This window comes from Streptomyces sp. NRRL WC-3626 (assembly GCF_000718785.1).
Classification (GTDB): Bacteria; Actinomycetota; Actinomycetes; order Streptomycetales; family Streptomycetaceae; genus Streptomyces; species Streptomyces edwardsiae.
In genome coordinates this window covers 1-23,855 of record NZ_JOCA01000037.1, presented here as the reverse complement: position 1 = coordinate 23,855, position 23,855 = coordinate 1, and the positions used below count along the sequence as shown (strand labels likewise).

Below are 23,855 nucleotides of genomic sequence, written 5' to 3'. Positions count from 1 at the left end.
ATGGGGCGGCTGTGGAACGGCCGCAACATGTGTGTTCCGGCCGTGTCCGGTGGGTCAGGTCTGCGGCAGCCGGTACAGACCGCCCTGCAGCGGTTCCACCAGCCCGTCCGCGACGAGCCCGTCCAGCGCGCGGGCCCGCTGCACCGGCTCGTGCCACACCCGGTCCAGCGCGCTCTGCGGCACCGGACCGTGCGCCTCCCGCAGCACGGCCAGCAGCCGCCCGCGGACCTGACGGTCCGTGCCCGCGTACGTCTGACCCCGGCGCGGCGGACCCTCGTGGGCCGGCTTGCCCGCCAGCCGCCAGGCACACTGCGCGGCGATCGGACAGCGCCCACACGTCTCGTTCTTCGCCGTGCACACCAGTGCGCCGAGCTCCATGGAGGCGGCCGCCCAGCGTGCGGCGGTCGGCGCGTCCTGGGGCAGCAGCGCGCGGGCCAGCCGGCGCTCGGCGGCGGTGGTGGCGTTCGGCGGGTACTGCGTACCGGTGACCGCGCGGGCGAACACCCGGCGCACATTGGTGTCCAGCACCGCGTGCCGCTGCCCGTACGCGAACGACGCCACCGCCGCGGCCGTGTACTCCCCGATCCCGGGCAGCGCCAGCAGCTGGGCGTGGTCGGCCGGTACGTCGCCGCCGTGCCGTTCCGTTATGGCGACCGCGGCGCCGTGCAGCCGCAGCGCGCGGCGCGGGTAGCCGAGCCGGCCCCAGGCGCGGACCGCCTCGCCGGGCGCCTCCGCGGCGAGGTCGGCGGGGCGCGGCCAGCGGGCCAGCCACTGCTCGTAGACGGGCAGCACCCGGTTCACCGGGGTCTGCTGCAGCATGAACTCACTGACCATCACCCCCCAGGCACCGGCCTCCGGACGACGCCACGGCAGATCCCGGGCGTGCTCGTCGAACCAGTCGATGACGGGGGAGTGCAGCGGCTCACCGGGAGCACGCTCGGACGCGGAATCGGTGGCGCCGCCGTACGGGGGCTTGGTGGGAGCAGTCATGACCCCCCGATCCTCCCATGCGGACGCCCACCCTCGGGGGGAGCGCCACGGCGGGGGCGGGGTGACACCGCACCCGACGGCCGGCAGCGGTGCGGTGCCCTCGGCGGGAGTGGCACGGCGGGGTCACCCGCGGGTGGGGCCGTTCCCGGCGATCGGCGGTGGGGAGGCTTCGCCGTCGGCGGCACGGCGCGGGTGCGGTGCCTTCGGCGGGGACGCCGCGAAAGGGCTCCGGCAGGGTGACGCCGTACCTGACGATCGGCAGCGGTGCCGCACCCCCCTCCGCTTGTAGCGTCCCAGGCATGGAACGCGCCCGCCCCGCCACGCTCGGCAAGGACGTCCTGCTCTGGACGGCCCTCGCCCTGCCCGCGGTCGGTGCCGACCGGGTCGGGCTGAACGAGCCGTACCCGCTCTGGCAGCGGCTCGCCGGACCGGCCGTGCTCGCCGCCGCGACCGCCCTGGCCCGCCGGCGGCCCCTGGTCGCCTTCGGGCTGACGGGGGCCCTGAGCCTCGCCCTCACGCCGGCGCTGTTCAGCGTCTCGTACGGCCTCGCCCTCGCCGTGTTCGCCCTGCTGCTCGGCCTGCGGTCGCCCCGTACGGCCCCCGCCGCGCTGTGCTTCGCCGCCGTCGCCTGCGCCGGCACCGCGAAGATCGCCCTCGTGGGTCCCGATCCGGTCCCCGAGTGGCTGGTTCTCGTCGGCACCCTGCTCTTCATCTGTGTGCTGCCATGGCTCGGCGGCCGCTACTGGCGGCAGAGCCGCGCGCTCACGGCGGCGGGCTGGCTGCGGGCGGCCCGCCTGGAGGAGGAGCAGCGTCTCACCGGGGAACGCGCGCGGCTGCGCGAGCGGGCCAGGATCGCCCAGGACATGCACGACTCCCTGGGCCATGAACTGAGCCTGCTCGCCCTGCGCGCGGCCGCCCTCCAGGTCGCCCCCGACCTCCCCGCCCACCACCGGTCGGCCGCGGCGGACCTGCGCGCGGCCGCGGCCGACGCCACGGACCGGCTGCACCGCATCATCGGCGTCCTGCGCGAGGACGACGAACCCCTGCCGCTCGCCCCGGCTGGCGAGAACGTGGAACAACTCGTGGCCCGCGCGGCCGGCTCCGGCCTCCCGGTCCGCTGGGAGACCGGCGCACAGCGCACGGACCTGGCCCCCGGCGGGGTCGCCGAGAGGCTGCTGCACCGGGTGACCAGGGAGGCGCTGACCAACGCGGCACGGCACGCACCGGGCGCACCCGTCGTCGTGACGGTGACGGGGAACGAGCGACAGGGCGCTGCCGTCACCATCTCCAACGGACGTTCCACCGGGAAGAGTTCCCCCGCCCCGGGTGGCGGATCCGGACTGCCGGGACTGCGCGCCGCCGTCGCGGCGGTCGGCGGCACCTTCGAAGCGGGCCCGCACGCCGACGGGTTCCGCGTCCGCGCGTACGTCCCCGCGCGGGCGGCCACGGCACTCGAACCGCCCCGCCCCGCCTCCGCCCCCTTCACCCGCGCCCGCCGTCGCGTCGCCGCCGGCCTCGGTGCCGCCGCCGGCGCGGGCGTCGTCCTCGTCGGCGCCGCCTTCGGCTGGTACGCGTACACCGAGAAGCACTCGGTGCTGGAACCCGCCGCCTATGCCGGACTGCGCCCGGGAACACCGGCCACGGAGGCCGAGCGGGTGCTGCCGGAGCGGCACGTCCAGGACCCGCCGACGGAACGCGCCCCCGCGCCGCCCGAGGGCACCGACTGCCGCTACTACCGTGCGAGCGGCGAGCTCTTCGTCTCCGTCGACCACTTCCGGCTGTGCTTCGACGACGAGGGCCGCCTGGCCGCCAAGGATGTGATCCCGCGTGCCGGCCTGTCCGGCGAAATGCGGGCCGAGTACGAGGAGTTCACACCGTGATCCGGGTCCTGCTGGCCGACGACGAGGCGATGGTGCGGGCCGGGGTCCGCGCCATCCTGGCGAGCGGCGGTGAGAGTGAGGTCGTCGCCGAGGCCGGCGACGGACGCGAGGCCGTCGAACTGGCCCGTGCGCACCGCCCCGACGTGGCCCTCCTCGACATCCGCATGCCCCGGCTGGACGGCCTCACGGCGGCCGAGGAGATCGTCCGGACCGTCCCCGGCACCGCCGTCGCCGTGCTGACCACGTTCTCCGAACAGGCCTACGTCGCCCGCGCCCTGTCCGCCGGTGCCACCGGTTTCCTCCTCAAGTCCGGCGACCCCTACGAACTGATGGCGGGTGTACGGGCCGTGGCGGAGGGCGCCGCCTTCCTCTCCCCGAAGGTCGCCCGGTACGTCATCGAGGACCTCGGCAGGGGCGGTGCCGGCGGCCGGCTCGCGCGCGAGGAGCGCGCACGCGCCCGCGTGGCGGTGCTGAGCCCGCGCGAACGCGAGGTGCTCGGCCTGGTCGGCGCGGGGCTGTCCAACCCGGAGATCGCCGCCCGGCTGCACCTCGTCGAGGGCACGGTGAAGGCGTACGTCAGCGCCGTCCTCGACCGGCTCGGCGTGCGCAATCGCGTACAGGCGGCGATCGTCGCCCACGAGGCGGGCCTGGTCGCGGACTGAACCCGCTCAGGGCCGCCGGTGCGTGGCGTACGGCGGCACCGCGCGGGCGGCGGTCTCCGGGCCGGGCCCGGTGAACCACCGCGCGGGCGACACCGACGACGTACGCATCGCCTCCGTGAGCCGCACCGCCGGACGTGTGGCCAGCCGGACGACGACGAAGGCGCAGGCCGCCCCGAGCAGCAGTCCCACGGCCACGTCGTGCGGATAGTGCACGCCGACGAACACGCGGGAGTACGCCATGAGCAGGGCCAGTGGTGCCGTCAGCCACATGAGCAGGCGCCGGACCAGAACCAGTGAGAGGGCCGAGGCGCCCGCGATCGTGGCGTGGTTGCTCGGGAACGACCAGTCGCCGTACGGCGGACAGTCCGCCAGCGACGGCGCGGCGCCGGTGACCGCCCGGCACGGACGCTCCTCCGTCACAACGGACTTGAGTACCTCGCTGCACATGTACGCCACAGCCGTGGCCAGAGGTGCAAGGGCCGCGATCGCGAACGCCCGGGTGTCAGCGTGCCGTGCCCTCCACCAGCAGGCCGCGAACAGCGCGACGAACACCAGGAGTCCGGCCTCCGTCCCGATCTCGGCCGTGTGCCGCACCCACGCGGGAGTGTCGTACGCGTGCTCGGTGATGTCGCGGTAGAGCCCGCTGTCCACGAAGTCCATGGTCACGGACGGTAGGCGAGACATGGATACGGTCACACCCCGCGATCGTCATGTGCCGAACCTGACGAAAGACAGGGTTCACAAGGCCGTTACCGAGATGATGATCCGGAAAAGTTGGGTCCGGAGCGGCGGGTGGGACAAGTTAACGCGCCGATCTCTCGTACAGTTTGCGCCGTGGGATCTCTGCGCAATCCGGTCGGGCCGCTTCCCTCCACGATCTACTGGCGTCGGAGGGCCGTACTGCTGTCCGTACTGGCCCTGTTGGCGTTGTTGATCACATGGATCGTCGTTGCCGGCGGTGGGGGCGGAAACGACCGCGACACCGGGGCCAACGGCAAGAATCCCGCGCCCTCCATCACTCCGGGACCGTCGAGTTCGGGGCCGGCGATCAGTCAGGCACCCGGCGGACGCGACGAGTCGGGGTCCGGCGGCTCCGACGGCGGCGCGGGCGCGTCGGAGGGTTCGTCGTCCGGGACCGGTGACGACGGCGCCAACGGCGACCCCGCGGACTCCGGGGGCGGTACGGGCGGGGGTTCCGGGGGAAGCGGTACGGCCGCGGGGGTCGGCGCGGGGGACGCGCTGCCGGCCGGTTCGGGATCGTCACTGCCCAACTGCACCGCGAAGGCGGTGAAGTTCAGCCTGCGCAGCTATCGCAACTCCTACGCGCCGGGGGAGACGCCCACGTTCCTGCTCACCGCGCGGAACATCTCCGGCGGTGACTGCAAGATCGATCTCGGGCCGGACAGCGCGGTGTTGACGATCACGCCGGCCAGCGGGGACGAGGCCTACTGGGCGTCCGACGACTGCCCGAAGGAGGATCGGAGCCTGGTGTTCCGGGTGCCGGCGGGGGACAGCATCACCTACACGGTGAAGTGGGACCGCAAGCCGAGCGCGCCGGAGTGCGCGACTCCGAAGGCGGGGGCGGCGAAGCCGGACACCTACCTGGTGGAGGCGAAGGCCCCGGGCTTCACGAAGGTACAGACGTCCTTCGTCCTGGAACGCGACTGACGCAGCCGGGCCGGGGGTGGGTTTCGCTCATCCGCGCTCGCAGGGTGCCGCTGCGCCCACCCGTGCCGCCATAGCGGCACGATCGCCCGCAGCGGCGGTCGGCTCAGACGTACCGCTCGAGGATCGAGCTCTCCGCCAGCCGCGACAGCCCCTCGCGCACGCTCCGCGCCCGGGCCTCCCCGACCCCGTCCACCGTCTGCAGATCGTCCACGCTGGCAGCGAGCAGCTTCTGCAGCCCTCCGAAGTGCTCCACCAGCCGATCGATGATCGCCCCCGGCAGCCGCGGTACCTTCGCCAGCAGCCGGAACCCGCGCGGCGACACCGCCGAGTCCAGCGTCTCCGGCGACCCGGTGTACCCCAGCGCCCGCGCCACCGTCGCCAGCTCCAGCAGCTCCGCGTGCGTGAGCACGTTCAGCTCGTGCAGCGCCTCGTCGACCGTGCGGGAGCGCTTGGCGGTGGGTTCGGGCACGTAGTCCCGTACGACCAGTTCGCGCTCCGGCTCCACACCCGCGATCAACTCGTCGAGCTGCAGGGCGAGGAGACGCCCGTCGGTGCCCAGTTCGACCACGTATTCGGCGATTTCGGTGGCGATGCGGCGCACCATCTCCAGCCGCTGCGCGACCGCGGAGACGTCCCGCACGGTCACCAGGTCCTCGATCTCCAGCGCCGACAGCGTGCCGGCCACCTCGTCCAGGCGGAGCTTGTACCGCTCCAGCGTGGCGAGCGCCTGGTTGGCGCGGGAGAGGATCGCCGCCGAGTCCTCCAGGACCCGGCGGTGGCCGTCGACGTACAGCGCGATCAGCCGCATCGACTGGGACACCGAGACGACGGGGAAGCCGACCTGCTTGGAGACGCGGTCGGCGGTGCGGTGCCGGGTGCCGGTCTCCTCGGTGGGGATCGTCGGGTCCGGCACCAGCTGGACGCCGGCCCGCAGGATCTTGGACAGGTCGGACGACAGCACTATGCCGCCGTCCAGCTTGCACAGCTCGCGCAGCCGGGTCGCGGTGAACTCGACGTCGAGCACGAAGCCGCCGCTGCACAGCGTCTCGACGGTCTTGTCGGAACCGAGCACGATGAGCCCGCCCGTGTTGCCGCGGAGCACGCGCTCCAGGCCGTCACGCAGGGCGGTACCGGGTGCCACGGCGCTCAGCGAGGCGCGCATCAGGCCATCGGAACCGGCACTCCCACCGGACTTTCCGGGAGCTGCTGCCCGGTCGTTGGCTGCCACTGCACTCCTCCGGTCGCAGGTTCTGGGCGCCCCCGCGGTTCGTACGGACGGGCGAGACCTGGGCAAAGTCTACCGGCGGTCCTCCTCGTCCCGTGGGGCGTCTCGGCGACGGGAGCGCGGGAGGACCCGCAGCGCGTCCCCTATGTCCGCCACTTCCAGCACCTTCATGCCCGGCGGGACCTTGCCCGGATCGCCCGGCACCAGGGCGTGCGTGAAGCCCAGACGGTGCGCCTCGGCGAGCCTGCGCTGGACGCCCGTGACCCGTCTCACCTCGCCGGCGAGACCCACCTCGCCGATCGCGACGAGGTTCTTCGGCAGCGGGGTGTCGCTCGCCGCGGACGCCAGCGCGAGCGCCACGGCCAGATCGGCGGCCGGCTCGGAGAGCTTCACCCCGCCGACCGTCGCGGAGTAGATGTCCCGTTTGCCCAAGGCGCTGATCCGGCCGCGCTGTTCCAGCACCGCCAGCATCATCGACACGCGTGACGTCTCCAGGCCGGACGTGGTGCGCCGGGGGGAGGGGATCTGCGAGTCGACCGTGAGCGCCTGCACTTCGGCGACCAGGGGGCGGCGGCCCTCGAGGGTGACGGTCAGACAGGTCCCCGGGACCGGTTCGGCACGGCGGGTGAGGAAGAGTCCGCTCGGGTCCGCGAGGCCCGTGATGCCCTCGTCGTGCAGTTCGAAGCAGCCCACCTCGTCCGTCGTGCCGTAGCGGTTCTTGACGCCGCGCACCAGGCGCAGGCGGGCGTGCCGGTCGCCCTCGAAGTGCAGGACGACGTCCACCAGGTGCTCCAGCAGGCGCGGACCGGCGATGGCGCCGTCCTTGGTGACATGGCCCACCAGGAGGGTGGACATCCCGCGCTCCTTGGAGGCCCGGATCAGGGCGCCGGCCACCTCGCGGACCTGCGCCATGCCGCCCGGGGCGCCGTCGATCTCCGGGGACGCCACCGTCTGCACCGAGTCCATGATCAGCAGGGACGGCTTCACCGCGTCCAAGTGACCGAGGACGGCGGACAGATCCGTCTCGGCGGCGAGATACAGATGGTCGTCGATGGCGTGGATACGGTCGGCGCGCAGCCGGACCTGGCTCGCGGACTCCTCCCCGGTCACATACAGCGTGCGGTGCTCGTCGCTCGCCGCCTTGGCCGCCACGTCCAGCAGCAGCGTGGACTTGCCGACACCCGGCTCGCCCGCGACCAGCACCACCGCGCCGGGCACCAGCCCGCCGCCGAGCACCCGGTCCAGCTCGGGCACACCCGTGGAACGGGCGGTGGCCTGACGGCCGTCGACCTGGCCGATGGGCAGGGCGGAGGTGGTGACCCGCCCGGGCGTCGTCGTACGCACCGCGGGCGTGCCGTACTCCTCGATCGTCCCCCAGGCCTGGCACTCGGGGCAGCGACCGAGCCATTTGGCCGTCTGCCAGCCGCACTCGGTGCAGCGGTAGGACGGTCGGTCCTTGGAGCTCTTGGTACGGGCAGCCATGCGCAAAAGGTAACGGCACCCACTGACAACGGGACGTGCGCACCCTCGCCCGGTCCGGGTCGGCGGCCGTGGGGAGAGGGCAGCTCACAGGGCAGCGAAAGGTTCCTGTTCCCCGATAGAGGGATCGTTTCACCCGTACGGATTAAAAGCGCGCCTCGCTCCGGTGGGTGCCGCCCCGCGCCCCCTACGGTCGCCGGATGACGAGCAGCGGCCCGGACACCTCGACCCGCACGACCGGAACCCACCGGACGCACCGGGAAGTGCGCGACCGCGGGGCCGCGCGCACGCTGGCGCAGTGGCCGGCCGCCCGGTACGAGCCCCATCTGGACGGCCTGTTCACGTACTGCCTGTCCGTGCTCTGCGACCACGACGCGGCGACCGCCGCCCTGGCCGACGTCCTCACCCTCGCGGAGCGCCGCGGGCGGCACGTCCCCGAGGAACTGGGCGGCCGCAGGGCCTGGCTCTACGCCCTGGCCCGCTGGGCGTGTCTGCGCGAGCTCGCGGAGGCCCGCCGGCGACGGCAGGCCACCCACGCGGTGGGCCGCGCGGGCCGCGGGCGACCGGCCAGGACCGTGCCGGCCCCGGCCGTCTGCGACGACGTCCTGGAGCGGCGCCGCCGCGAACTGGGCGAGCTGGCCTGGCCGGAGGCCGCCGGCACCACCCCCGAGCAGCGCGAGGCGCTCGAACTCGCCGTCCGCCACCGGCTCGCCGCCCACGAGGTGGCCTCCGTGCTCGGCATGCAGCCGATTGCCGCGCGTGAGCTGCTCGCCGCCGCGGCCTGCGAGGTGGAACGCACCCGCGCGGCGCTCGCCGTCGTCGAGACCGGCGCCTGCCCGGGAGTGGCGCACCTCACCGGCGACCGACGGCTCGTCCTCAGCGCGACCCTGCGCCGGGAACTCGTCCGGCACGTCGACGACTGCCCGCGCTGCCGCCGTACCGCCGAGCGGGCCGTCCCCGGCCGCTGGCCCGGCACCAGCGTCACCCCGGCCGCGCTGCCCGTCCTCCAGGCACCCGGCGCGGCCCTGCACGCCGCCATGGCGCACCCGTCACGCGCGCGCGGCGCCGCGCCCCGCTTCGACCGGCGCGGCTTCCCGATGGACGCCAAGGACCGTGTCGCCCGCAGGAACCGCATGCGCACGCGTGCCGTGACGACGACGGTCGTCGCCACCGTCCTCGCCGCACCGGTGCTCGCGCTGTGGGCCGCCTACCGCGGCACCCCCGTCGGCGAGGCCCAGGACGGCCGTTCGGCCTCCGCGCGGGAGGGCGGCGGACCCGTCGACCTCGACGGCGAGGGACCGGGCGGCTACGAGAACGCGGGCAACGCGAGCACGCGGCCCGGGACCGGATTCGGTGCCTCCGGGGACCCGGACGTGTCCGTGGAGGTCGTCGGCGTCGCCGGAGCCGGGCGCGAGGGCACCGCCGCGATGGGCGTCACGGCCGACCACAGCGGCGACACCACGCTGATCACCCTGACAGCGACGGGCGCCCGGCCGGTCCGCTGGTCCCTGTCGACGGGAGCGTCCTGGCTCTACGCGAGCCGCTGGTCGGGATCACTCGCGCCCGGCGAGTCGGTGACGGTCAGGGTGTACGTCGACCAGCTCCGCGAGCCGTCGGGCCGCTGGACGGCGACCGTGACGATCGCGCCCTCCGGGGCGGCGGTGACCATCGGGGGCCACGGTCCCGTCCCCTCCGCGCCGACCGGCGGGTCACCCTCCGGCCACCCCGGTACGCCGAGCGGGCCTCCTCCCGCGTCGTCGCCGGATCCGGAGCCGACACCCACGCCCACACCCTCCGGGCCCTCGGAACCCGCACCGAGTGACCCGCCGACCTCCTCGGCCCCGGATCCCACCGACCCGGAGGACCCGGTGCCACCGCCCGTCCCCGACGAGCCGTCGCCTCCGCCCACGCCCTGACGCCCCTTCCCGGTCCCGTTCCGGGGGCTCCGCCTCCGGGCCCCGGTCAGCGCCCGCGCGGCGGAGCCGCGTATCGGCACAGCCCCGCGCCCCTTCAGGGGCGCGTCAGGTGGGGTCCGCCGGGTGTGGGGCCAGGAGGGGGAGCTGGGAGGCCAGGCGGGCTTCGCACAGTTCGGTGAGGCGGTCGTAGCCCGCCTTGCCCATCAGTTCGGTCAGCTCCGCGCGGTAGGAGACGTACACCGGATCACCGGCGCCGTGCGCCGAGGTGGCCGACGTGCACCACCAGTGCAGGTCGTGGCCGCCGGGGCCCCAGCCCCGGCGGTCGTACTCACCGATCGACACCTGCAGCACGCGTGTGTCGTCGGGGCGGTCGATCCAGTCGTACGTCCGCCGCACCGGCAGCTGCCAGCACACGTCCGGCTTGGTCTCCAGCGGCTCCCGGCCCTCCTTGAGGGCGAGGATGTGCAGCGAGCAGCCCATGCCGCCCGCGAAGCCGGGCCGGTTCTGGAAGATGCACGAGCCCTCGAACGGGCGGGTCTGACGGTCACCGTCCTCGTCCGTGGAGACCCAGCCGTTCCGCGTGCCCTCCGCGTGGTGCTGCCAGATGTCCGGCGTGAGCCTCGCCACATGCTCGGCGACCCGCTTCTCGTCGTCCTCGTCCGAGAAGTGGGCGCCCAGGGTGCAGCAGCCGTCGTCCGCGCGGCCCGCCTGGATGCCCTGGCAGCCGCTGCCGAAGATGCAGGTCCAGCGGGAGGTCAGCCAGGTCAGATCGCAGCGGAAGACCTGCTCGTCGTCCGCCGGATCGGGAAACTCCACCCACGCGCGGGCGAAGTCGAGGCCCTGCTCGTCGTCCACCGGCGCCTTTCCCGGCGTCCTCGGGGCTGTCGGGCGCGAAGAACCCTCGGCCGGTCCGGCCTTCTTGTCCTTCTTGGGCCGCTTGTCCGTCTTTTCGTCCTTCGCCTTTTTCGTCTTTGGCACCCGTCCAGGGTAAGTCGCCCGCCCCCGAGCCCGGCACCGGCTCGACCACCGGGAAAAAGGGCATCACACCGCGCGGCGGGCAATAGCATTTCCGTACATGAGACTCGGTGTCCTCGACGTGGGTTCGAACACGGTGCATCTGCTGGTGGTGGACGCGCACCCCGGCGCCCGCCCGCTGCCCGCCCACTCGCACAAGGCGGATCTGCGCCTCGCCCAGCTCCTCGACGACGACGGAGCCATCGGCCCCGACGGGGTCGACCGGCTGATCTCGATCATCCATGAGGCGCTCCAGGCCGCCGAGGACAAGGGCGTCGAGGAACTGCTGCCGTTCGCGACCTCCGCGGTCCGCGACGCCGGCAACGCCGACGACGTGCTCACGCGTGTGCGCGAGGAGACCGGGGTCGAGCTGCAGGTGCTCAGCGGCGACGAGGAGGCCCGGCTCACCTTCCTCGCCGCCCGCCGCTGGTTCGGCTGGTCGGCCGGGAAGCTCCTCGTCATCGACATCGGCGGCGGCTCCCTGGAGATCGCCTACGGCATGGACGAGGAACCCGACGCCACGGTGTCCCTGCCGCTCGGCGCCGGCCGCCTCACCGCCGCGCGGCTGCCCGGTGATCCGCCCGAGCCGGACGACGTACGCGCGCTGCGCCGCCAGGTCCGCACCGAGATAGCCCGTACGGTCGGGGACTTCAGCCGCCTGGGCGCCCCCGACCATGTGGTGGCCACCTCCAAGACCTTCCGGCAGCTCGCCCGTATCGCCGGCGCCCCCGGCTCCGCCGAGGGCCTGTACGTCCAGCGCGAACTGAAACGGGAGTCCCTGGAGGCCTGGGTTCCGAGGCTCGCCGCCATGACCACCGCCGAGCGCGCCGAACTGCCCGGCGTCTCCGACGGCCGCGCGGGCCAGCTGGTGGCCGGCGCGCTGGTCGCGGAGGGCGCCATGGACCTCTTCGGCGTGGAACGCCTGGAGGTCTGCCCCTGGGCCCTCCGGGAGGGCGTCATCCTGCGCAGACTGGATCACATGGGCCAGGGGTAGCGGTCCGGTCCTCCGGCAGACGGCTCCGCCCCTATGGCAAACACCACAACGGCGAACACTCACCCCGCACCCACCCGACCCCACCCCGTAACCTGAGGCTCGTGGCAGAAGCAAGGGACGTAGTCCGCATCCCGGATGCGAAGGTCGCCCTGTCGACGGCCTCCGTCTACCCGGAGTCGACGGCGACGGCCTTCGAGATCGCCGCGCGCCTCGGCTACGACGGCGTCGAGGTCATGGTGTGGACCGACCCGGTCAGCCAGGACATCGAGGCGCTGCGCAGACTCAGCGACTACCACCACATCCCCATCCTGGCCGTCCACGCGCCCTGCCTGCTCATCACGCAGCGCGTGTGGTCCACCGACCCGTGGACCAAGCTCCAGCGGGCCCAGGCCGCCGCGGAGAAGCTCGGCGCCGGTACGGTCGTCGTCCATCCCCCCTTCCGCTGGCAGCGGCAGTACGCCCGCGGGTTCGTGGACGGCATCTGGCGGATGGCCGGCGAGACGGACGTGCGGTTCGCCGTGGAGAACATGTACCCCTGGCGCTACCGCGACCGCGAGATGCTGGCGTACGCGCCCGACTGGGACGTCACCAAAGAGGACTACCGCCACTTCACGATCGACCTCAGCCACGCCTCGACCGCCCGCACCGACGCCCTGGGCATGATCGACCGTATGGGCGACCGCCTCGGCCACATCCACCTCGCCGACGGCAAGGGCTCCGCCAAGGACGAGCACCTGGTGCCGGGCCGCGGCGACCAGCCCTGCGCCGAGGTGCTGGAAGGGCTCGCCGCGCGTGGCTTCGACGGCCATGTCGTCATCGAGGTCAACACCCGCCGGGCCATGTCGGCCGCGGAGCGCGAGGCCGACCTCGCCGAGGCGCTGGCGTTCACGCGCCTGCACCTGTCCTCCTCCGCGATCGAGGTGCCGCGCGGATGACCGGCCGCACCGCGAGCGACGGCCCGGACGCCTCCGGCGCCCCCGCGCGGGGCAACGGCACGGCCCGCCGCCGCGGCCGCCCGCCCCGTACGGAATCGGCCGGCACCCGGGACCGCATCCTCGACACCGCGCGTGAGGAGTTCGCGCTGCGCGGCTACGAGAAGACGTCCGTCCGGGGCATCGCCAAGGCGGCGGGCGTCGACTCCGCGCTGGTGCACCACTACTTCGGCACCAAGGAGCAGGTGTTCGAGGCCGCCGTCGAGGTCGCGTTCGCGCCGGTGCTCACCGCGCGGAGCACGGTGCTCGAGGGACCGCTCGACGAGGTGGGCGAGCGGATGACACGGATGATCTTCGGTCTCTGGGAGAGCCCCGTCACCCGGGCCCCGCTGCTCGCGATCGTCCGCTCCGCCGTGAACAACGAGATCGCGGCCGGTGTCTTCCGCCGTCTGGTCGCCAGTCAGCTGCTGCGCCGGATCGCCGGACAGCTCGACGCCCCGGACGCCGAGCTCCGCGCGGAGCTCGCCGCCGCCCAGATGGTCGGGATCGCGATGATCCGCTACGTGATCAAGGTGGAGCCGCTGGCGTCGGCGGACCCCGAGCTGATCATCGGACGAGTGGCGCCCGTGGTGCAGAGGCACCTCACCGGCCCCTGAACCACCCTCGGCGGCTGAGACATGCGTCCCGTATTCCGGACACCTTGTCCCGCCCTATGGATGACCGGCGTACGCTCGACGACAGTCATTACTCTCCGAAGGAGCGAGCGACGATGCCCGAGCTGAGGTCCCGCACAGTCACCCACGGCCGCAACATGGCGGGCGCCCGCGCCCTTATGCGCGCCTCCGGTGTACCGGGTGCGGACATCGGCCGCAAGCCGATCATCGCGGTCGCCAACAGTTTCACCGAGTTCGTCCCCGGCCACACCCACCTGGCCCCGGTCGGCCGGATCGTCAGCGAGGCGGTCACCGCGGCCGGCGGCATCCCGCGCGAGTTCAACACCATCGCCGTCGACGACGGCATCGCGATGGGCCACGGCGGCATGCTGTACTCCCTGCCCTCCCGCGACCTGATCGCGGACAGCGTGGAGTACATGGTCGAGGCGCACTGCGCCGACGCCCTGATCTGCATCTCCAACTGCGACAAGATCACCCCGGGCATGCTCAACGCCGCGCTCCGCCTGAACATCCCCACGGTCTTCGTCTCCGGCGGCCCGATGGAGTCCGGCCGCGCCACCCTGGTCGACGGCACGGTCCGCACGCTGGACCTCGTCGACGCGATGTCGGAGGCGGTCAACGACAAGATCTCCGACGCGGACATCCTCCGCATCGAGGAGAACGCCTGTCCCACCTGCGGCTCCTGCTCCGGCATGTTCACCGCCAACTCGATGAACTGCCTGACCGAGGCGATCGGCCTCTCCCTGCCCGGCAACGGCTCGGTCCTGGCCACCCACACCGCCCGCAAGGCGCTCTACGAGAACGCCGCCCGCACGGTGCTCGACCTGACCCGCCGCTACTACGAGCAGGACGACGACTCGGTCCTGCCCCGCAACATCGCCACCCCCGCGGCCTTCGGGAACGCCATGGCGCTCGACATCGCGATGGGCGGCTCCACCAACACGATCCTGCACCTGCTGGCCGCCGCCCAGGAGGCGGAGGTCTCCTACGGCCTCGCCGAGATGGACGCCCTCTCGCGCAGCGTCCCCTGCCTGGCCAAGGTCGCGCCCAACGTCGCCAAGGACCGCACGTACTACATGGAGGACGTGCACCGCGCGGGCGGCATCCCCGCCCTCCTCGGCGAACTGCACCGCGCCGGCCTGCTCAACGAGGACGTCCACTCCGTCCACAGCCCGTCCCTGGCCGACTGGCTGAAGACCTGGGACGTGCGCGGCGGCTCCCCCTCGCAGGAGGCGGTCGAGCTGTGGCACGCGGCCCCCGGCTGCGTCCGTTCCGCCGAGGCCTTCTCGCAGTCCGAGCGCTGGGACTCCCTGGACGAGGACGCCGAGGGCGGCTGCATCCGCTCCGCCGAGCACGCGTACTCCAAGGACGGCGGCCTGGCGGTCCTGCGCGGCAACCTCGCCGTCGACGGCTGCGTCGTGAAGACGGCCGGCGTCGACGAGTCCATCTGGACCTTCGAGGGCCCGGCGGTCGTCTGCGAGTCGCAGGAGGAGGCCGTCGAGAAGATCCTCACCCAGCGGGTCAAGGAGGGTGACGTCGTCGTCATCCGCTACGAGGGCCCCAAGGGCGGCCCCGGCATGCAGGAGATGCTCTACCCGACCTCGTACCTGAAGGGCCGCGGCCTCGGAAAGGCCTGCGCCCTGATCACCGACGGCCGCTTCTCCGGCGGCACATCCGGCCTGTCCATCGGCCACGCCTCCCCGGAGGCGGCCTCCGGCGGCGTCATCGCCCTGGTCGAGGACGGCGACCGCATCCGCATCGACATCCCGAACCGCTCGATCGAGCTGCTGGTCGACGAGGCCGAGCTGGCCCGCCGCGAGCAGGCCCTCGGCGGGCGGTACGCCCCGAAGAACCGCGAGCGCAAGGTCTCGGCGGCCCTGAAGGCGTACGCGGCGATGGCGACGAGCGCGGACAAGGGCGCGGTGCGTGACGTGAGCAAGCTGGGCTGAGCCCTCACCGGACCGTACGGAGGCCGCCCCCGCGCCACGCGGGGGCGGCCTCCGCCGTGCACCCCACGGGTGCACGGCGCGTGGGCCGGTTTTCGTGGTCGCCGGGTGCAGGGGTGCGTCGGGCCCTTGGGACGGGCGTCGGCGGCGCGGCGGTCGGGTTTTCACGCGCGCGCGTCGCGCGGGGCGGCCTTCGCCGTCACCAGGCCCCGGGATCCCGTCCGTCCGCGGCGAACACGGTTCCGTCGGGCGCGGACGCGTAGACCCCTCCGTCCGCCACCACCGGAGCCGGCAGCGCGGCGGCCACCGTACCGGCCTCGCCGAGCCGCGACGGCGTCTGCCCGGCCAGCCGCCCCGACTTCGCGTCCACCGCGAGCAACCGCCCGTCGGGCGCGGTGAGATACACATGGCGGCCGTCGGAGGCGGGTGCGGAGCCGCGCGTGAGGCCCGTTTCCAGGCTCCACAGCTGCTCACCCGCCTCCAGGTCCACGGCGGTGAGGGTTCCGCCCGTCGCCATGAGGTAGGCGACCCCCTCGTGGACGGTGCCCCGGGCCTGCTCCAGCGCCGCGGAGAGCGCGACCCGGCGCGTCGCTCCCGTCTCCGGGGTGTAGCCGGTCACGGCATCCGTATCGCCGTAGACGCGGTCGGAGGAGGCGAGGAGGACCGTTGCGCCGTTCGTGCCGACGGGTTCCAGCTCCCCTTCGAGCCGGACGTCCCACCGCACGTCCCCGCTGACCGGGTCGACGGCGGTGACGCGCGTGCGCGTCCCGCCGTCGGACGGGCTCGTCGCGTACGCCAGCGGATCCCCGGCGAAGGAGACGAAGCGCGGCGCCACGTGGCCGGGGACACGATGGCTCCACCGCGTCCCGCCCGTGGCACCGTCCACCGCGGTGACCGTGCCGTCGGCCGCGGTCAGCAGCAGGGTGTCCCCGGCGGACGCGAGCCCGCCGTGCGCGGGAGCGTCCCGCTTCCAGCGCGTTGCCCCGGAGCCGGGATCGAGCGCCTCCACGTGCCCGTCCCGCGTGGGCGGCGACAGCACCAGCCCGCCCACCACGGCCGGCGTCCCGCTCCCGTCGGCGGAGGCGACGGCGTGCCGCCACCGCAGCCGGCCGTCGGACGGATCGAGTGCGAAGACCTGCCCGGCCCGCGCGCAGAGCAACTGCCCCGCCCCGTAGGAACACCGGGGCATGCCGTTCCCGGGCCCCGGTGTGGCCCACGCGCGGAAGGCGGCCGACGTGGTCCGTGGCGTGTCGTCCTTCGGCGGGACGCTCTCCCCGCCGGTCAGCCGAACGGCCGCCAACGCGGCGAGTACCGCGACCCCGAGAGCCCCGAGGCCGAAGACGACCCGCCTGCCTCCAGGACGCCCGGTCCGCCCCGGCTTGTCGGCGACGCCGACCCGCGGCTCCGGCTCGGGCTCCGCCTGATCCCCCGCGCGCTGCGCCGGTATGAACACCTGAGTGTCGTACGAGGCCGCCACCGAGCGCAGTTCCCGCATCAGCTCGTCCGGAGTGGGCCGGTCCTCCGGCTCCTTGGCCAGGCAGCGCCCGATGAGCGGCGCCAGGTCCTCCGGCACACCGGTCAGGTCGGGTTCGTCGTGGACGACCTGATAGGCGACCACGTACGGACTGTCCGAGTCGAACGGCCCGCGTCCGGTCGCCGCGTGCACCAGCACGGACCCCAGCGCGAAGATGTCGGCGGCGGGCCCGACCTCCCGCGGCCGGCGGAACTGCTCGGGCGCCATGAACGGCGGCGTACCGATCAACTTGCCGGTCTCGGTCCGCAGTTCGCTGTCCTTCGGCCGGGAGATACCGAAGTCGATGACCTTGGGCCCGTCCTCGGCGAGCAGGACGTTGCTCGGCTTCAGATCCCGGTGCACGACCCCGACCCGGTGGATGTCGCGCAGCGCCTCGGCCAGGCCCGCCATCAGCCGGCGCACTTCCGCCGGCGCCATGGGACCGTTCCGCTTCACATGGCCGGCGAGGGTCGGACCGGGAACGAACAGGGTGGCCATCCAGGGCCGCGCAGCCTCGGGATCGGCGTCGACGACCGACGCGGTGAAGGCGCCGCTCACCCGGCGAGCCGCCCCCACCTCCTGCCGGAACCGGCCCCGGAACTCCGGATCCTTGGCGAACTCGGCGTGCACGACCTTCACCGCGAGCTGCTTGCCCGAGGTGCTCCGGGCCAGATGCACGACCCCCATACCGCCCGAGCCGAGAAGCGATTCCAGACGGTAGTGACCGGCATACTCCGGACGTTCCGCTTCCACACCCGCCCCGGTGTCCTGATGTGGCGCCATGGGAACACCCCCGTGCTGTTCGTCCGCGCGCGCGACGCACGGAGCCTAGTCGATTACCCGTGCGAGACCGAGGCGACTTGCTAGCCTCCGCGTGCGAGTCGTGAACGCGTGTTTCATGGCTTGTTTCAGGGGAATCAACGTGACCCCATGGCAGCCATGGGGTTCAACGGGGGGAGTTTCACATGTCTGTCGACCGTATCGAAGAGGTCGAGTCCGGCACGGAGGAGGCCGTCACGACGACGGCGGCCTCGGCGACCCGCTACTACTCGGTCGCCCCCGGTGTCCGCCTGAACGTGCGCAGCGGTCCCGGCACCGGCTACACCATCGTCCGCGTCCTGGCCGAGGGCGCGAAGGTCCCGATCTTCTGCCAGGCACCGGGCACCAGGGTGACGGGCCCGTACGGCACGTCGAGCATCTGGGACAACATCGACAACGGCGAGTTCGTCTCGGACACGTACGTGTACACCGGCCACGACGACTACTTCCGCCCGCGCTGCTCCTTCTGACGGGTCCCGACGCACCACGAGGCGGAGCCGGGGAAGCCCGGCTCCGCCGGTCCCGGCCGGACCCGGCGGCACCCGCGGAGCCATAATCGACGCGTGAGCGCAGAAAACGGCACCGCGGGTTCCCCGGGCACCCCCGCCGGCCCCCAGCCCGAACCCATCCGCTTCTTCGGCACCACCTGGGTCGACCACACCGGCGGCTACGCGGCCCGCCGCGCCGGTGTGGCCGTCGGCTCCCTCGTCGCCGCGGCCGCCGCCTGCTTCGTCCTGCGCATCGCCTACCAGGGACTCCAGATCGCCGACATCGGCAGCTTCGTCACGCTGCTGATGACCGTGATGTTCGCGATCTGCAGCGCGCTCGCCTTCCGCCACACCTGGTCCGCGTTCACCACCCGCCCCGACCCGGAACGCCAGGCCTCCCTCCGCGGCCTCCTGGCGATCGGCTTCATCGGCTCGCTCGTCGCCTACTTCTTCCGCTCCCTCACCGAGGCCCCGGGCGAGAAGCTGCACCGCGCGGAGTACGACACGGCCCGCGCGGAGTACGAGAAGCGCACCACCCGCCGCTCCGGCAACCCCTCCAAGAAGCGCCGCCGCAGCACCTGACCTCCCGTAGATCCCCGGGCGCTCCGGTCATCCGGCCACCATGGCCGTATGACGACATCCGGAGCAGCCGACGAGGTCACGCTCACCACCCGCGCCCACTCCTTCAACGCGGCAGCCGCCCAGTACGCCGCCAACCGCCCCTCCTACCCGCCCGCCCTCTTCGACACCATCGAGGAACTCACCGGCCGCCCCCTCGCCGGCTCCCGGGTCGTGGACGTCGGTGCCGGTACGGGCATAGCGACCGCCCGCCTGCACGCGCGCGGCGCCGACGTCATCGCCGTCGAACCGGGTGACGGCATGGCGGCCGAGTTCCGCCGCACCCTCCCCGATGTGCCGGTCGTCCGGGGCAGCGGCAACGCCCTCCCCCTCACCGGCCACTGCGCCGACCTGATCACCTACGCCCAGGCCTGGCACTGGACCGACCCGGACCGGGCCGTCCCCGAGGCCATGCGCGTCCTGCGGCCGGGCGGGGCACTGGCCCTGTGGTGGAACACCAGCGCGGACGACGTGCCGTGGATCGCGGAGGCGTCCGCACGGGCCGACCGCCACTTCGGCCTCGACCTCTCCGCCGAGAAGCGCGACATCCACGCCCGCGTCGCCGACCCCACCGGCCGCCTCGACCTCGTCCGACGTGTCGTGCGCTGGAGCCGTCACGTCCCCATCGACACCCACCTGGCCAACCTCGGCAGCCACTCGGTCTTCCTGACCCAGGGCGCGGAACGCAGCGCGGCCTACCTCGCCCAGGAGCGACGGCACGTCCTGGAGGTCTTCCCGGACGGCATCGTCGAAGAGACGTACGACGTGATCCTCCTCCTCGCGACCACCTCCCCGCGGCCAACGGCTTGACGCCGCCCGCGGCCCGGGAGGAGTATTCATCACATGATGAATTACTCCTCCCGGCCCGCGGAGGAACCGGCCGTCCGGGCCCGGGACCTCACCGTCGTCCGAGGCCCCCGCACCGTCCTGCGCGGCCTCGGCTTCTCCGTCCCGCACGGACAGATCACCGGCCTCCTCGGCCCCTCCGGCTGCGGCAAGTCGACCCTCATGCGGGCCGTCGTCGGCACCCAGGCCAAGGTCACCGGCACCCTCGACGTGCTCGGCCACCCCGCCGGCCACCCCGGCCTGCGCACCCGCATCGGCTACGTCACCCAGGCACCCTCGGTCTACGACGACCTGACCGTCCGCCAGAACCTCGACTACTTCGCCGCGATCCTCGACCCCGGCCGAGCCGCCGCGGCCCGCCGCGCCGAACACGTCACCCGCGCCATCACCGACGTCGACCTCACCGGCCACGCCGACACCCTCGCCGGCAACCTCTCCGGCGGACAGCGCAGCCGCGTCTCCCTCGCCGTGGCCCTCCTCGGCACCCCCGACCTCCTCGTCCTCGATGAACCCACCGTCGGCCTCGACCCCGTGCTGCGCCGCGACCTCTGGCAGCTCTTCCACACGATCGCCGCCGAACGCGGCGCCACCCTCCTGATCTCCTCCCACGTCATGGACGAGGCCGAACGCTGCCACCGCCTGCTGCTCATGCGCGCGGGCGAACTCCTCGCCGACGACACCCCCGACGCCCTCCGCGACCGCACCGGCTCCGACACCGTCGAAGCGGCCTTCCTGCACCTGGTCGACGAGGCCACCGCGGCAGGCCGTACGAAGGAGACCACCCGATGAGCACGACCACCCCCGCGCCCACCCGCGCCCTCAGCGCCTCCCGCACCACCGCCACCGCCGCCCGGGTCCTGCGCCAGCTCCGTCACGACCCGCGCACCATCGCGCTGATGGTCCTCATCCCCTGCGTGATGCTCTTCCTGCTCCGCTACGTCTTCGACGGCAGCGCCCGCACCTTCGACAGCATCGGCGCATCACTCCTCGGCATCTTCCCGCTGATCACGATGTTCCTGGTCACCTCGATCGCCACCCTGCGCGAGCGCACCTCCGGAACCCTCGAACGCCTCCTCGCCATGCCCCTCGGCAAGGGCGACCTCATCGCCGGCTACGCCCTGGCCTTCGGCACCCTCGCGATCATCCAGTCCGCCCTCGCCACCGGCCTCGCCGTCTGGTTCCTGGGCCTCGACGTCACCGGCAGCCCCTGGCTCCTCCTCCTGGTGGCCCTCCTCGACGCGCTCCTCGGCACCGCCCTCGGCCTCTTCGTCTCCGCCTTCGCGGCCTCCGAATTCCAGGCCGTCCAGTTCATGCCGGCGGTGATCTTCCCCCAGATCCTCCTCTGCGGCCTCTTCACCCCCCGCGACAACATGCACCCGGTCCTGGAGGCGATCTCCAACGTCCTCCCCATGTCCTACGCCGTCGACGGCATGAACGAGGTCCTCACCCACACCGACCTGACCGCGGCCTTCATCCAGGACACGGCCATCGTCACGGGCACCGCCCTCCTGGTCCTCACCCTGGGCGCGGCCACCTTGAAACGCCGGACAGCGTGAACAGCCCGTCCGGCACGTGAGGACGAGGCCCGCCGAGCCGAAAACCGACATCCCGCCCACCGGACGCCCCACCCCCACCCGCCCCGCGGATGCGAGGATGCGCACAGGACGACGCACCCCCGGAGGGCACCCACAGCCATGACCCAGAAAGTCGCAGTCCTCGGCACCGGCAAGATCGGCGAAGCCCTACTCAGCGGAATGATCCGCTCCGGCTGGCCCCCCGCCGACCTTCTCGTCACCACCCGCCGCCAGGAACGAGCCGAAGAACTCCGCTCCCGCCATGGAGTCACCCCGGTCTCCAACCAGGAAGCCGCCAAGACCGCGGACACCCTGATCCTCACGGTCAAACCGCAGGACATGGGCACCCTCCTCGACGAACTCGCCCCCCACATCCCCGCCGACCGCCTGATCATCAGCGGCGCCGCAGGCATCCCCACCTCCTTCTTCGAGGAACGCCTCGCCGCCGGCACCCCCGTCGTCCGCGTCATGACCAACACCCCCGCCCTCGTCGACGAGGCCATGTCGGTCATCTCCGCCGGAAGCCACGCCACCGCCGACCACCTCACCCACGCCGAGGAGATCTTCGGTGCCGTCGGCAAGACGCTCCGCGTCCCCGAATCCCAGCAGGACGCCTGCACCGCCCTCTCCGGCTCCGGCCCGGCGTACTTCTTCTACCTGGTCGAAGCCATGACCGACGCCGGCATCCTGCTCGGGCTGCCCCGCGACAAGGCCCACGACCTGATCGTCCAGTCCGCGATCGGCGCCGCGACCATGCTCCGCGACAGCGGCGAACACCCGGTGAAGCTCCGCGAGAACGTGACCTCTCCCGCCGGCACCACCATCAACGCCATCCGCGAACTCGAGAACCACGGCGTACGAGCCGCCCTCATCGCCGCCCTCGAAGCCGCCCGCGACCGCAGCCGCGAACTCGCGAGCGGCACCAAGGACTGACGTCCGGCCTACTACCGGGCCGCGTTCAGCACGGGCGACCCGGTATCAGCGCCCGCCGGCAGCAGACCGATCGCCCGATACGCGGCATCCACGGTCGGCCGAGCCATGCCCCGCGCCCGCTCCGCACCATCCCGCAGCACCCCCTCCACATAGCCAGGATCCGCGCACAACTCCTTGTGCCTCTCCCGCACGGGCCTCAAGACCTCGACCACCGCCTCCGCGGTGTCCCTCTTCAGATCCCCGTACGACTCATATACACCGGCCAGCGCCTCCGGGTTCCCACCCGAGCAGGCAGCGAGGATCTCCAGCAGATTCGCCGGTCCGGGCCGCGCCTCCCGGTCGTAGACGACGTCCCGCCCGCTGTCGGTCACCGCACGCATGACCTTCTTCCGAACCACGTCCGGCTCGTCCAGCAGATAGACGATGCCCGGCCCGGTGTCGTCGCTCTTGCCCATCTTCGACGAGGGCTCCTGCAGATTCATCACCCGCGCCGCCACCGACGGATTCGTCGCCTTCGCCACGACGAACGTGTGCCCGTACCGCTGGTTGAACCGCACCGCGAGATCCCGCGCCAGCTCCACATGCTGCGTCTGGTCGTGCCCGACCGGCACCTCGTCCGTCCCGTACGCCAGGATGTCGGCCGCCATCAGCACCGGATACGTCAGCAGCGACAGCCGTACGCTCCCACCCCGCCGCTGCTCCCGCGCGGCCTTCTCCCTGTACTGGATCATCCGCCGCATCTCGCCGTCGGTGGCCACGCACTCCAGCAGATACGACAGCCGCGCGTGCTCGTCCACATGGCTCTGCACGAACACCGTGCACAGCGCGGGATCCAGCCCGGACGCCAGCAGCAACGTCGCCGCCTGCCGGCTCAGCCTGCGCACCCGCGCGGGATCGTGGTGCACGGTGAGCGCGTGCAGATCGACGACGCAGAACAACGCGTCCGCCTGGTGCTGGTCGACCGCGGCCCACTGCCGCATGGCTCCCAGGTAGTTCCCCAGCGTCAGATGCCCGGTCGGCTTGATCCCACTGAAGACCCGTGTCATCTCTTCACAGCTCCGTCTCCGGTCCGAGGCCGCCGTCCCCGGCCGGCCGCCCCTCGGAGTCCTGGAGGGAGAAACAGAAACGGCCGCCGAGGCGGCGGCCGTTGAGTGCGTACGTTGAGGGCGGCCGCCGTCAGGCGGCCCACCAGAACTGGCTGTACGTACGCGTGGTCATACGGGCCACAGTACGCCCGGGGAGGTGGACCAGGCAGCGAGTTGACACGACCCGGCGGCATCCGTACTGTTCTCCGAGTTGTCCGACGTGAGCACCGACCCCGGTCGGTCCCCGGACAGCCATTCCGCAAGTACCACTCCTGATCGACGTCAGCAGTCTGTCTGCAGGCGCGTCATTGGCGTGTGTATTCGCGAAATGAGGAATCCGCACCCGAAAGGGAGCAGGACCCCGATTAGGTCGGGGGCCGGGAATCCGCTAGAGTCTCACTCGTCGGAACGGCCTAACGGCCGGGAAGGCAACCCGCTCTGACCGGGAATCAGGCCCGAAAGGATCTGATAGAGTCGGAACCGCCGGAAAGGGAAACGCGAAAGCGAGAACCTGGAAAGCACCGAGGAAATCGGATCGGAAAGATCTGATAGAGTCGGAAACGCAAGACCGAAGGGAAGCGCCCGGAGGAAAGCCCGAG

Annotated in this window: 22 protein-coding genes; 14 read left to right on the top strand and 8 right to left on the bottom strand. The window is 72.7% G+C overall.

The annotated features are described in order from the left end of the window. Positions 1–54: 54 nt before the first annotated feature. Positions 55–990, bottom strand: a complete 936-nt coding sequence (locus IF28_RS0135035; protein WP_030229297.1) for an A/G-specific adenine glycosylase — start codon at positions 988–990, stop codon at positions 55–57. 299 nt (positions 991–1,289) lie between these two features. Here IF28_RS0135035 and IF28_RS0135030 point away from each other — a divergent pair, with 299 nt between their 5' ends. Beyond that, positions 1,290–2,870: a sensor histidine kinase gene (locus IF28_RS0135030; protein WP_030229294.1), complete on the top strand. Its 1,581-nt coding sequence runs from the start codon at positions 1,290–1,292 to the stop codon at positions 2,868–2,870. Further along, the gene (locus tag IF28_RS0135025; RefSeq protein ID WP_030229292.1) at positions 2,867–3,532 is read left to right on the top strand and encodes a response regulator transcription factor; all 666 of its coding nucleotides are present in this window, start codon (positions 2,867–2,869) and stop codon (positions 3,530–3,532) included. Before IF28_RS0135030 ends, IF28_RS0135025 begins: the two co-directional genes overlap by 4 nt. A 6-nt stretch (positions 3,533–3,538) precedes the next feature. Here the strand turns inward: IF28_RS0135025 and IF28_RS0135020 are convergent, their stop codons facing one another. Then, a complete protein-coding gene (locus tag IF28_RS0135020) occupies positions 3,539–4,192 on the bottom strand; it encodes a phosphatase PAP2 family protein (RefSeq protein ID WP_199809090.1) in 654 nt (217 codons plus the stop codon). Positions 4,193–4,366: 174 nt separating this feature from the next. On the opposite strand from IF28_RS0135020, the gene IF28_RS0135015 reads away from it, so the two are divergent. Then, positions 4,367–5,200 carry a hypothetical protein gene (locus IF28_RS0135015; RefSeq protein ID WP_030229287.1) on the top strand — a complete coding sequence of 278 codons (834 nt, stop codon included), beginning with the start codon at positions 4,367–4,369 and terminating at the stop codon, positions 5,198–5,200. Between the two features lie 103 nt (positions 5,201–5,303). On the opposite strand, the gene disA is transcribed toward IF28_RS0135015, so the two are convergent. Together disA and radA are read right to left on the bottom strand one after the other, a co-directional pair. Then, positions 5,304–6,428, bottom strand: a complete 1,125-nt coding sequence (disA, locus tag IF28_RS0135010) for a DNA integrity scanning diadenylate cyclase DisA (protein ID WP_030229284.1) — start codon at positions 6,426–6,428, stop codon at positions 5,304–5,306. Between the two features lie 69 nt (positions 6,429–6,497). Next, a complete protein-coding gene (gene radA, locus IF28_RS0135005; protein ID WP_030229282.1) occupies positions 6,498–7,907 on the bottom strand; it encodes a DNA repair protein RadA in 1,410 nt (469 codons plus the stop codon). Between the two features lie 197 nt (positions 7,908–8,104). Here radA and IF28_RS0135000 point away from each other — a divergent pair, with 197 nt between their 5' ends. Beyond that, on the top strand, positions 8,105–9,820 hold the full coding sequence (locus IF28_RS0135000; RefSeq protein ID WP_030229280.1) for a BACON domain-containing protein: 1,716 nt from the start codon (positions 8,105–8,107) through the stop codon (positions 9,818–9,820). Between the two features lie 105 nt (positions 9,821–9,925). Here the strand turns inward: IF28_RS0135000 and IF28_RS0134995 are convergent, their stop codons facing one another. Next, positions 9,926–10,675: a hypothetical protein gene (locus IF28_RS0134995; RefSeq protein ID WP_406710645.1), complete on the bottom strand. Its 750-nt coding sequence runs from the start codon at positions 10,673–10,675 to the stop codon at positions 9,926–9,928. Between the two features lie 220 nt (positions 10,676–10,895). Between IF28_RS0134995 and IF28_RS0134990 the strand changes: the two genes are divergently transcribed. The 4 genes from IF28_RS0134990 to ilvD all read left to right on the top strand — a co-directional run bounded on the left by IF28_RS0134990 (position 10,896) and on the right by ilvD (position 15,383). Beyond that, positions 10,896–11,828: a Ppx/GppA phosphatase family protein gene (locus IF28_RS0134990; RefSeq protein ID WP_030229276.1), complete on the top strand. Its 933-nt coding sequence runs from the start codon at positions 10,896–10,898 to the stop codon at positions 11,826–11,828. Between the two features lie 101 nt (positions 11,829–11,929). Continuing rightward, entirely contained in the window at positions 11,930–12,763 is an 834-nt protein-coding gene (locus tag IF28_RS0134985; RefSeq protein ID WP_030229274.1) for a sugar phosphate isomerase/epimerase family protein, read from the top strand. Continuing rightward, a complete protein-coding gene (locus IF28_RS0134980) occupies positions 12,760–13,416 on the top strand; it encodes a TetR family transcriptional regulator (RefSeq protein WP_030229272.1) in 657 nt (218 codons plus the stop codon). Before IF28_RS0134985 ends, IF28_RS0134980 begins: the two co-directional genes overlap by 4 nt. Before the next feature lie 113 nt (positions 13,417–13,529). Next, positions 13,530–15,383, top strand: a complete 1,854-nt coding sequence (gene ilvD, locus IF28_RS0134975) for a dihydroxy-acid dehydratase (protein ID WP_030229270.1) — start codon at positions 13,530–13,532, stop codon at positions 15,381–15,383. Between the two features lie 196 nt (positions 15,384–15,579). Here the strand turns inward: ilvD and IF28_RS0134970 are convergent, their stop codons facing one another. After that, positions 15,580–17,676: a serine/threonine-protein kinase gene (locus IF28_RS0134970; RefSeq protein WP_030229267.1), complete on the bottom strand. Its 2,097-nt coding sequence runs from the start codon at positions 17,674–17,676 to the stop codon at positions 15,580–15,582. 182 nt (positions 17,677–17,858) lie between these two features. On the opposite strand from IF28_RS0134970, the gene IF28_RS0134965 reads away from it, so the two are divergent. From IF28_RS0134965 to proC, 6 genes are all read left to right on the top strand, one after another. After that, complete coding sequence (locus IF28_RS0134965) at positions 17,859–18,182, top strand: SH3 domain-containing protein (RefSeq protein ID WP_030229265.1); 324 nt, start codon at positions 17,859–17,861, stop codon at positions 18,180–18,182. Positions 18,183–18,275: 93 nt separating this feature from the next. Further along, the gene (locus IF28_RS0134960; RefSeq protein ID WP_030229263.1) at positions 18,276–18,782 is read left to right on the top strand and encodes a hypothetical protein; all 507 of its coding nucleotides are present in this window, start codon (positions 18,276–18,278) and stop codon (positions 18,780–18,782) included. A gap of 48 nt (positions 18,783–18,830) precedes the next feature. Continuing rightward, positions 18,831–19,628: a class I SAM-dependent methyltransferase gene (locus IF28_RS0134955; RefSeq protein WP_030229260.1), complete on the top strand. Its 798-nt coding sequence runs from the start codon at positions 18,831–18,833 to the stop codon at positions 19,626–19,628. A gap of 33 nt (positions 19,629–19,661) precedes the next feature. Then, positions 19,662–20,453 carry an ABC transporter ATP-binding protein gene (locus IF28_RS0134950; RefSeq protein WP_030229259.1) on the top strand — a complete coding sequence of 264 codons (792 nt, stop codon included), beginning with the start codon at positions 19,662–19,664 and terminating at the stop codon, positions 20,451–20,453. Next, positions 20,450–21,220: an ABC transporter permease gene (locus IF28_RS0134945; protein WP_030229258.1), complete on the top strand. Its 771-nt coding sequence runs from the start codon at positions 20,450–20,452 to the stop codon at positions 21,218–21,220. Before IF28_RS0134950 ends, IF28_RS0134945 begins: the two co-directional genes overlap by 4 nt. A 138-nt stretch (positions 21,221–21,358) precedes the next feature. Beyond that, positions 21,359–22,171, top strand: a complete 813-nt coding sequence (gene proC / locus IF28_RS0134940; RefSeq protein ID WP_030229257.1) for a pyrroline-5-carboxylate reductase — start codon at positions 21,359–21,361, stop codon at positions 22,169–22,171. Between the two features lie 11 nt (positions 22,172–22,182). Here the strand turns inward: proC and trpS are convergent, their stop codons facing one another. Beyond that, on the bottom strand, positions 22,183–23,217 hold the full coding sequence (trpS, locus tag IF28_RS0134935) for a tryptophan--tRNA ligase (protein ID WP_030229256.1): 1,035 nt from the start codon (positions 23,215–23,217) through the stop codon (positions 22,183–22,185). Positions 23,218–23,652: 435 nt separating this feature from the next. Further along, positions 23,653–23,855: hypothetical protein (locus IF28_RS40090; RefSeq protein ID WP_234325410.1), on the bottom strand; the 203-nt coding region annotated here is incomplete at its 5' end.